We start from the raw sequence: 8,676 nt of genomic DNA, 5'->3' as shown, positions 1-8,676 counted from the left end.
GCCTTACTCTTCGATCTTGGCCACGACGCCTGCACCGACGGTGCGGCCGCCTTCGCGGATGGCGAAGCGCAAGCCTTCGTCCATGGCGATCGGCTGGATCAGCGAAACCTTGATGCTGACGTTGTCACCAGGCATCACCATCTCGGTGCCGGCCGGCAGCTCAATGCTGCCAGTGACGTCGGTGGTGCGGAAATAGAACTGCGGACGGTAGCCGTTGAAGAACGGCGTATGACGGCCGCCTTCGTCTTTCGACAGGACGTAAATCTCGGCGCTGAACTTGGTGTGCGGCTTGATGGAGCCGGGCTTGGCCAGAACCTGGCCGCGCTGGACTTCTTCACGCTTGGTGCCGCGCAGCAACACGCCAACGTTGTCGCCAGCCTGGCCCTGGTCGAGCAGCTTCCTGAACATCTCGACGCCGGTGCAGGTGGTCTTGACGGTCGGAACGATGCCGACAATCTCGATCTCTTCACCAACCTTGATGACACCGCGTTCGACACGGCCGGTGACGACGGTGCCGCGACCGGAGATGGAGAAGACGTCTTCAACAGGCATCAGGAAGGGACGGTCGATGGCGCGCTCGGGCTCGGGAATGTAGCTGTCAAGCGCTTCGGCCAGCTTGATGATGCTGGGCTCGCCGATGTCGCTCTGGTCGCCTTCAAGGGCCTTCAGCGCGCTACCAACGATGATGGGGGTGTCGTCGCCCGGAAAGTCGTACTTGGACAGCAGTTCGCGGACTTCCATTTCGACGAGCTCGAGCAGCTCGGCGTCGTCGACCATGTCGGCCTTGTTCATGTAGACGATGATGTAGGGCACGCCGACCTGACGGGCAAGCAGGATGTGCTCGCGGGTCTGCGGCATGGGGCCATCAGCAGAGGAAACGACAAGGATGGCACCGTCCATCTGCGCGGCACCGGTGATCATGTTCTTGACGTAGTCGGCGTGGCCCGGGCAGTCGACGTGGGCGTAGTGACGCTTCGCGGTCTCGTACTCGACGTGGGAGGTGTTGATGGTGATGCCGCGCGCCTTCTCTTCCGGCGAGTTGTCAATCTCGTCGTACTTCTTGGCAGCACCGCCAAATTTCTTCGACAGAATGGTGGTGATCGCCGCGGTCAAGGTGGTCTTGCCGTGGTCAACGTGTCCAATCGTGCCTACGTTTACGTGCGGCTTGGTCCGCTCGAATTTTTCCTTAGCCATTTCAAGTACCCCTCAAATTTGCACAAGAACCGCTTTTCAAACCGGCGCACCGCCCGCCATCCTGGCCGATACGCAAAACATGGTGCCCATGGGCAGGATTGAACTGCCGACCTCTCCCTTACCAAGGGAGTGCTCTGCCACTGAGCTACATGGGCTTCGGACTTACTACCAAATAAGCCCACACAAAACTGGAGCGGGTGAAGGGAATCGAACCCTCGTCTTAAGCTTGGAAGGCTTCAGCTCTACCATTGAGCTACACCCGCAAGGGGTAGATCGTGGTTGTAAAGCCGCTAAAGCGTCAACAACCACGCTCCACCCGCTTAGCCCCGCTCGAACTGCAAAAAACTGGTGGTGGGGGAAGGATTCGAACCTTCGAAGGCAGAGCCGTCAGATTTACAGTCTGATCCCTTTGACCGCTCGGGAACCCCACCCAAACGAAGCGCGAAATTATAGGGTCTTTCAGAAGCCCCTGTCAAACACCCCGCATGAAAACTCCCCGTTCCCCATACCGAATCTCACACGTTGAACAGGAAATTCAGGACATCGCCGTCCTTGACGATATATTCCTTGCCCTCGGCACGCATCCTACCGGCTTCCTTGGCGCCCTGCTCGCCCTTGCAGGCGACGAAATCCTCGAACGAGATGGTCTGCGCGCGAATGAAGCCACGCTCGAAGTCGGTGTGGATGACCCCCGCCGCCTGCGGTGCGGTGTCGCCCTTACGGATAGTCCAGGCGCGTACTTCCTTCACGCCGGCGGTGAAGTAGGTCTGCAGGCCGAGCAGATCGTAGGCGGCGCGAATCAGGCGATTCAACCCCGGTTCATCCCAGCCGAGCTCTTTCAGGTATTCCACACGTTCCTGCGGCGACAATTCCTGCAGCTCGGCCTCCAGCGCCGCGCAAACCGGCACTACCGGTGCGCCCTCTTTTTCGGCAAACGCGCACAGGGCATCGAGCATGGGGTTATCGTGGAAGCCATCCTCGGCCACATTGGCGACATAGAGCGTGGGTTTTACCGTCATCAGGCACAGGGATTTGATCGCGGCCAGCCCCTCCGCATCCAGTCCGGCGGCGCGAGCGGGGCGGCCTTCGTTCAGGGTGGCGACCACGGGCTTCAGGGCCGCAACCATTTTCTGCGCATCCTTGTCGCCAGCCCGGGCGGGTTTCTCATAGCGCGCCAGTGCTTTTTCGGCACTTGCCAGATCGGCCAATGCCAGCTCGGTGGCGATGGTTTCCACATCGGACAGCGGGTCGACCTTGCCGGCGACATGGATCACGTTTTCATCGTGAAAGCAGCGAACCACGTGGCAGATCGCGTCCGTTTCACGAATATTGGCAAGAAACTGGTTGCCCAGCCCCTCGCCTTTGGACGCCCCCGCGACCAGGCCCGCAATATCCACGAACTCGACAATGGCCGGGACAATTTTTTGTGGATTAATGATCTGCGCCAGCGCCGCCAGACGTGGATCGGGTACTTCGACCACGCCGGTATTCGGCTCAATGGTGCAGAAAGGATAGTTTTCCGCTGCGATGCCTGCCTGGGTCAACGCATTGAAAAGCGTGGATTTGCCGACATTGGGCAATCCGACGATGGCGCATTTGAGACTCATGGGATTTCCTGTTTGGGTTTGGCTGAGGGGTTGGTATTGGCGCGCTGGGTCGCCGCGTTCCACTCGCCCTGCTCGATCAGCGGCATGAGGCCGACCGCACGTTCGATCGCTGCATCGATCTCGCGCTGCTCCTCGCGGCGCGGTGGCTTCAGGACGTAATTCACGACCTCATTGCGGTCGCCGGGATGGCCGATGCCGATGCGCAGCCGCCAGTAGTCCTGCGTCCCCAGATGCGAGGTGATGTCTTTCAAGCCGTTGTGCCCGCCCATGCCTCCGCCGAACTTGAGGCGTAACTGGCCGGGCGGGATGTCGAGCTCGTCGTGCACCACCAGAATTTCGGCCGGGGCGATGCGATGAAAGCGCGCGAGCGCCCCGACCGCCTGGCCGGAGCGATTCATGAAGGTCTGCGGCAGCAGCATCCAGACGTTTCCGGGACGGCACCCGACAATGCCATGAAAGCGCGATTCATGCGCCAGCGGAATGCCCCACGCCTGCGCGAGAGACGCGCAAAACCAAAACCCGGCATTGTGCCGGGTTTCTTCGTAGTCGCGCCCTGGGTTACCGAGGCCGACAATCAGGCGAGGCGCTGTCATGCCGCACATGGCACACAATCACCGGGATGAAAACTCCCGGAAATTGCGCAGCCTGGTTACGCCGCAGGCGCCGCGGGCGCCTCTTCAGTGCCACCACCCTTGGGCGCGTTGATTGACGCCACCGCAGGGTTTTCCTGCTTGACGTGCGCAACCAGTTCAACCCCTGCGGGCAATTTCAGATCGTTCGCATGGATCGAATGACCGACTTCGAGCTGGCCCATGTCGACCCCGATGAACTCAGGCAGGCTGCCGGGCAGGCACTGCACGTCGAGCTCGGTCACGATGTGGTGCGGTTTGCCGCCGCCGGTCTTGACGCCCGGCGCCACATCGGCATTGAGGAAGTGCAGCGGCACCTTGACGTGGATCTTGTGATCCTTGTCGACGCGCTGGAAGTCGACGTGCAACACCTGCTGCTTGTAGGGATGCCATTGCGTATCGCGCAGCAGCACCGATTCCTTGGCGCCGTCGAGGTTCAGCGTCAGCACGGAGGCGTGGAAAGCTTCCTTGCGCAGTGCGTGGTACAGCGCGTTGTGATCCAGCTCGATCTGCACCGGGGCGGCCGTACCGCCGTAGACGATGCCGGGGACCTTGCCCGCGTGACGCAGACGGCGGCTCGCACCCGTACCTTGCAGCTCACGCTTGGCAGCGATGACTTCGATATTCATAGGTTCTCTCCAATTAACTGCTTGATGATGCATTGCCGAAAATGGTCAATGCATGCCCAAAAAGCCCCCGCGACCAGGGGCATTCAGCCAGCCCTACTCGATGAAAAGCGAACTGACGGAATCCTCGTTGCTGATGCGGCGGATGGTCTCCGCCAGCAATTCAGCCACCGACAATTGCCGGATTTTCTTGCATGCGCGCGCGTCGTCGCGCAGCGGAATGGTGTCGGTCACCACCAGCTCGTCGAGCGCGGAATTCGTCACGCGCTCAGCGGCGCTGCCGGACAGCACGGCATGGGTGCAATACGCCATGACCTTTTTCGCACCGTGCCCCTTCAGCGCGGTGGCCGCCTCGCACAGCGTGTTGGCGGTGTCGACCATGTCATCCATGATGATGCAGGTGCGGTCCTTGACGTCGCCGATGATGTGCATCACCTTCGCCACGTTGGGCTTGGGGCGGCGCTTGTCGATGATCGCCAGATCGCACTCCAGCCGCTTGGCGATTGCCCGCGCCCGCACCACCCCGCCCACATCCGGCGACACCACCATCAGGTTCGGATGGTCGCGCTTCCAGATGTCACCCAGCAGGATCGGGCTGGAATAAATGTTGTCGACCGGGATGTCGAAGAATCCCTGGATCTGGTCCGAATGCAGGTCCATCGTCAGCAGGCGGTCTACGCCCACGCCCTGCAGCATGTTGGCCACCACCTTGGCGGTGATCGCCACCCGCGCCGAGCGGGTGCGCCGATCCTGCCGCGCGTAGCCGTAATACGGGATCGCCGCCGTGATGCGCGCAGCCGAGGCGCGCTTCAGTGCATCGACCATCACCATCACTTCCATCAGGGTGTCGTTGGTCGGCTGGCAGGTCGACTGCAGCACGAACACGTCCTTGCCGCGCACGTTCTCGAGGATTTCGACCATCACCTCGCCATCGGAGAAACGCGACACCGTGGCACGCCCGAGATGGATATTGAGATGACGCACCACATCACTGGCTAAACGCGGGTTGGCATTCCCGCTGAACACCATCAGATTGTCTATGGACACGCGAGTCTCCGGCGTTTTGGCTGGTCCGCACTACAACAAAAACAGCCGCCACTGGCGGCTGCTCGCTTAACTGGCTGGGGAGGCAGGGATCGAACCTGCGAATGTCGGAATCAAAATCCGATGCCTTACCACTTGGCGACTCCCCAATGGGCACTACCCGGCGCAAAAATCGTACAGGGGATGCCTGTCGAGACCCTGCGCCACAAAACCCTGCATCGTCTCGGGCAGTTGACGCAGCACGCCTTGTGCCGCCTCTTCCGTTCCAAACGCTGCAAACACGCAGGCACCCGATCCGGTCATACGCGCCTCGCCGAACTGCGCCAGCCATTCGAGATGACGGGCAACTTCAGGATAGCGGCTGACGACCACGGGCTGCAGGTCGTTATGCCCCGCGAGGGGACTTCGACTTTCTACGGACCGAAGCCCGTGTAAGGTCGTATGACCCATGCCTGCGGAAAAGGGCGCCATTTTGAGGGCTGGCGTGTTACGTGTCAATTCCGGCGCTGCAAAAATTGCAGCGGTCGGCACCTGCACGGGTGGCGTTAGTACCACATACCATGCCGGCGGCGCACTCGCCGGACGCAGGATTTCGCCCACGCCCTCGGCAAACGCGGTCTGGCCGAACACGAACACCGGTACGTCGGCACCCAGTTGCAGCGCCAGCTTTTGCAGGGTTTCACGCGGCAGGTTGACCTGCCACAGGCGGTTCAGGGCGAGCAGCACGGTGGCCGCATCGGAGCTGCCGCCACCGAGTCCGCCCCCCATCGGCAGCGCCTTGTCGAGACGAATGCTCACTCCGGCGCCTGCAGGTGCATGCGCCTGCAGCAGGCGCGCCGCGCGCACGCTCAGATCGCGGTCTTCGGGCACCCCGGGCAGGTCGTCTTCGCGCACCACGCGACCGTCGCCGCGCAATTCAAGATGCACGGTGTCGGCACGGTCAATCAGGCGAAACACGCTTTGCAGCAGGTGGTAGCCATCGGTGCGCCGGCCGATAACATGCAGGAACAGGTTGAGCTTGGCGGGGGCGGGATAGGCGTGGCTCATTCGGCTTGCCAGCTGTCCGCCACCAGACGGATTTCCAGCCCCTCGCGCGCCACCACCAGCTTGCGCGGACGCGCATCGGCGGCGTATTGCAGATAATCGATCACCCAGCCATCCTGCTTGAGTTGCACGATGCGTCCGCTGCCGTCGTGCGTGGCCTCGAAGCTGCGCCCGGGGTCGGGACGCGCCTGTACCCACCATGCCAGGCCCGCCACCGGCAGCGCATAACCGAGAGCCTCGCGCGTCAGGGACTCGGCATCGGGTGCGTGGCGTGGCGACTGATTCGGCGCTTCAAGCGTCACCCCATCGGCGTTACGCACGATGCGCGCCACGCCCTGCCCCAGCGGCGAAATCAGCAATACCTCATCCGCTTCCACGCGATGCTGCCAGCGGATATTCCCCGACAGGCTCTGTTCGCCCGCCTGGACGCCGATGCGCCCCTGCAGCGTCCAGTTGGCATGGGGCAACGCAACAGTGGGAACGGTGGGCGACACGGACGCGCAGCCGGCCGCCAGCGTCAGCAGCAATGCCGCCAGCAGACGTCTCATCAGGGCTTCAACCGGCGCAGGGTTTCCAGCAGCACCTCGTTCTGCGGATGGGTTTGCAGGCTGGTCTGCCACAGCTTGCCTGCCTCGTCGCGCTGTCCGCGCGCCCATAGCACCTCGCCCAGATGGGCGGCGATTTCGGGATCGGGGCGCGCCTTGTAGGCGCGTTCCAGATATTCCTGCGCACGCGTCAGATCGCCCGAACGGTATTGCGCCCAACCCACGCTATCCAGGATGAAGGGGTCTTCCGGAGCCAGCGCCAGCGCCTTGTCCAGCAGGGCGATCGCTTCGGCAAGGCGGTCGGTGCGGTCGGCCAGCGTGTAGCCCAGCGCGTTGTAGGCCTGGGCATCGCCGGGACGCAGCGTGATCACGCGACGCAGATCCGCTTCCAGCACGTCCAGCTTGCCGAGTTTTTCCGCGGCCATGGCACGGTCGTACAGCAAATCCGCCGAATCGGGATAACGCTTGAGTCCATTCGACAGTATGTCGAAACCTGCCGCATGCGCCTTGCTGTCGCGCATCAGTTCAGCCTGCGCCTGAATCAACCGCACATTTTGCCCGTCGTTTTCACCCTGTGTGGCAGCCAGCAGCGCACGCGCGTCATCATGCCTGCCTGCCTGCGCCAGCAGCGCGGCCTGGCGCGCACGCGCGGGAACCATATAATTGCCCGCCTTGACTTCGGCGTAGAAAGCGGCCGCCGTCTCGGGCTGTTTCATCTGTTCGGCCAGCTGCCCCTGGTAGTACCGCACGGTATCCGGGTCGCGCGGGTTGTATTCCAGGGTCCGGGCCAGCAAATCGCGGGCTGCGTCGAAATCACCCATTTGCATGGAGAGCAAACCCGCGGCCAGACTTACTTCGGCATTGCGCGGAAAATCGCCCATCAGACGGGTGAATTCGACGCGCGCTTCGGCGAACTGATTGGCATTGACCAAGGTGCGTGCATAGGTCAGCCGCACTTCGCGTGCATCCGCGTGGGTCGCCAGGAAGCTGCGCATGAAGGCCAGCGCATCGGCGCGCGAAGTCCTGCCCAGTATCTGCACACGCAGCAACGCCGCAGGCTCCCAGCCGGGACGCAGGCTGTCGGCCTGCTGCAAGGCCGCGACTGCCGCATCGAAGCGGCCGGCACTGGCTGCGGCCTGCGCGACGGCAAAGCGCGCTTCCGGCAATTCCGGATAATCCGCTGCCAGGCGTTCGACCAGCTCCAGGACAGTCTGGGTGTCGCGCAGCTTGCCCGTCAGCGCCGACAGATGCAGAAAGCCGTTGGCCGCATCCTGTTTCAACAGGGTTTTCAGCAGGGGTTCAGCCTCGTCGAACCGGCCCTCGCCCAGCAACAAGGCCGCCAGGGTCTGCTGTGCGCGTTCCGAGTCCTGCTCCGTCGCCGCCCACAGCCGGGTGGCCTCCAGCGCCCCTGCCTGGTCGCGCGCAAACATCGCGACCTCTACCGCTCGACGGGCGACGCGCGGATCACGCGTCTGCCGCGCCAGATCGAGATAGGTCGAGTTGGCAACACCGATCGCACCCCGCTGTCCCGCCACCTCTGCCACCAGAAACTTGAACAGGATTTCTGGAGTGAGCGGCTGCCTGGGCAGCGCAGCCTGTGCCTTGGCAGCCGCTTCTGCAACAGGATCGGCGACTGCTTCGCCCGCTACCACGGCAGATTGCGGCGCCTGCGTTTCCGCGACGACAGCCGGCGCTGCCTGGGTTTCCGCCACCATCGGCTGCGACGCTTTGACGCCAGGCTGGCTGCACGCGGTCGCGAGCGCCAGCGCTGCACAGAGTGGGAGAACGTTGAGGTGGGTCATGTAGGTCGCCTTGGTGGAGTTGCTGTCACGATTCTAAGCTTTCGAGGCCTGCCCGCAAGCAAGGTTCACTCGAAATCTGCGTCGATGAAGCCCGCTCCAGCTTTGCACTGCCTGGCACCGTGAATGGCCTGCCGACGCCGTCGGGCACAACGGCAAGAGAGAATGCGCCTGTTCAATATCCGGGC

Annotated in this window: 8 protein-coding genes and 4 tRNA genes; all 12 read right to left on the bottom strand. The window is 62.7% G+C overall.

Annotated features, from left to right (window positions below):
• Positions 1-3: 3 nt before the first annotated feature.
• The gene (gene tuf / locus B059_RS0104575) at positions 4-1,194 is read right to left on the bottom strand and encodes an elongation factor Tu (protein ID WP_018077065.1); all 1,191 of its coding nucleotides are present in this window, start codon (positions 1,192-1,194) and stop codon (positions 4-6) included.
• 80 nt (positions 1,195-1,274) lie between these two features.
• Positions 1,275-1,349: transfer RNA gene (locus tag B059_RS0104570), tRNA-Thr, on the bottom strand.
• 34 nt (positions 1,350-1,383) lie between these two features.
• Positions 1,384-1,457: transfer RNA gene (locus B059_RS0104565), tRNA-Gly, on the bottom strand.
• Positions 1,458-1,540: 83 nt separating this feature from the next.
• Positions 1,541-1,625 (bottom strand) — tRNA-Tyr (locus tag B059_RS0104560).
• Between the two features lie 84 nt (positions 1,626-1,709).
• Entirely contained in the window at positions 1,710-2,801 is a 1,092-nt protein-coding gene (gene ychF / locus B059_RS0104555; RefSeq protein ID WP_018077064.1) for a redox-regulated ATPase YchF, read from the bottom strand.
• Positions 2,798-3,403, bottom strand: a complete 606-nt coding sequence (gene pth, locus B059_RS0104550; RefSeq protein ID WP_018077063.1) for an aminoacyl-tRNA hydrolase — start codon at positions 3,401-3,403, stop codon at positions 2,798-2,800. Before pth ends, ychF begins: the two co-directional genes overlap by 4 nt.
• Positions 3,404-3,450: 47 nt before the next feature.
• Positions 3,451-4,059: a 50S ribosomal protein L25/general stress protein Ctc gene (locus B059_RS0104545; RefSeq protein WP_018077062.1), complete on the bottom strand. Its 609-nt coding sequence runs from the start codon at positions 4,057-4,059 to the stop codon at positions 3,451-3,453.
• A gap of 93 nt (positions 4,060-4,152) precedes the next feature.
• Positions 4,153-5,103 (bottom strand): ribose-phosphate pyrophosphokinase, encoded by a 951-nt coding sequence (locus B059_RS0104540; RefSeq protein ID WP_018077061.1) that lies wholly within the window; start codon positions 5,101-5,103, stop codon positions 4,153-4,155.
• Between the two features lie 71 nt (positions 5,104-5,174).
• Positions 5,175-5,249: transfer RNA gene (locus B059_RS0104535), tRNA-Gln, on the bottom strand.
• Positions 5,250-5,256: 7 nt separating this feature from the next.
• Entirely contained in the window at positions 5,257-6,147 is an 891-nt protein-coding gene (gene ispE / locus B059_RS0104530; RefSeq protein ID WP_018077060.1) for a 4-(cytidine 5'-diphospho)-2-C-methyl-D-erythritol kinase, read from the bottom strand.
• Positions 6,144-6,692, bottom strand: coding sequence for a lipoprotein insertase outer membrane protein LolB (lolB, locus tag B059_RS0104525; RefSeq protein WP_018077059.1), 549 nt, complete (start codon positions 6,690-6,692; stop codon positions 6,144-6,146). The genes ispE and lolB overlap by 4 nt, the downstream gene beginning before the upstream one ends.
• Entirely contained in the window at positions 6,692-8,491 is a 1,800-nt protein-coding gene (locus B059_RS0104520; protein WP_018077058.1) for a tetratricopeptide repeat protein, read from the bottom strand. The genes lolB and B059_RS0104520 overlap by 1 nt, the downstream gene beginning before the upstream one ends.
• Between the last annotated feature and the right edge of the window lie 185 nt (positions 8,492-8,676).

The sequence above is a fragment of the Thiobacillus denitrificans DSM 12475 genome, from assembly GCF_000376425.1.
Taxonomy (GTDB): domain Bacteria; phylum Pseudomonadota; class Gammaproteobacteria; order Burkholderiales; family Thiobacillaceae; genus Thiobacillus; species Thiobacillus denitrificans.
The sequence above is the reverse complement of the archived record's forward strand: the minus strand, read 5'-3'. Positions and strand labels throughout refer to the sequence as shown.

Coding starts and splice junctions, on each gene's coding strand:
- ychF (WP_018077064.1), bottom strand. CDS start 2,801: ATGAGTCTCAAATGCGCCATCGTCGGATTGCCCAATGTCGGCAAATCC.
- B059_RS0104520 (WP_018077058.1), bottom strand. CDS start 8,491: ATGACCCACCTCAACGTTCTCCCACTCTGTGCAGCGCTGGCGCTCGCG.
- B059_RS0104545 (WP_018077062.1), bottom strand. CDS start 4,059: ATGAATATCGAAGTCATCGCTGCCAAGCGTGAGCTGCAAGGTACGGGT.
- pth (WP_018077063.1), bottom strand. CDS start 3,403: ATGTGCGGCATGACAGCGCCTCGCCTGATTGTCGGCCTCGGTAACCCA.
- tuf (WP_018077065.1), bottom strand. CDS start 1,194: ATGGCTAAGGAAAAATTCGAGCGGACCAAGCCGCACGTAAACGTAGGC.
- ispE (WP_018077060.1), bottom strand. CDS start 6,147: ATGAGCCACGCCTATCCCGCCCCCGCCAAGCTCAACCTGTTCCTGCAT.
- lolB (WP_018077059.1), bottom strand. CDS start 6,692: ATGAGACGTCTGCTGGCGGCATTGCTGCTGACGCTGGCGGCCGGCTGC.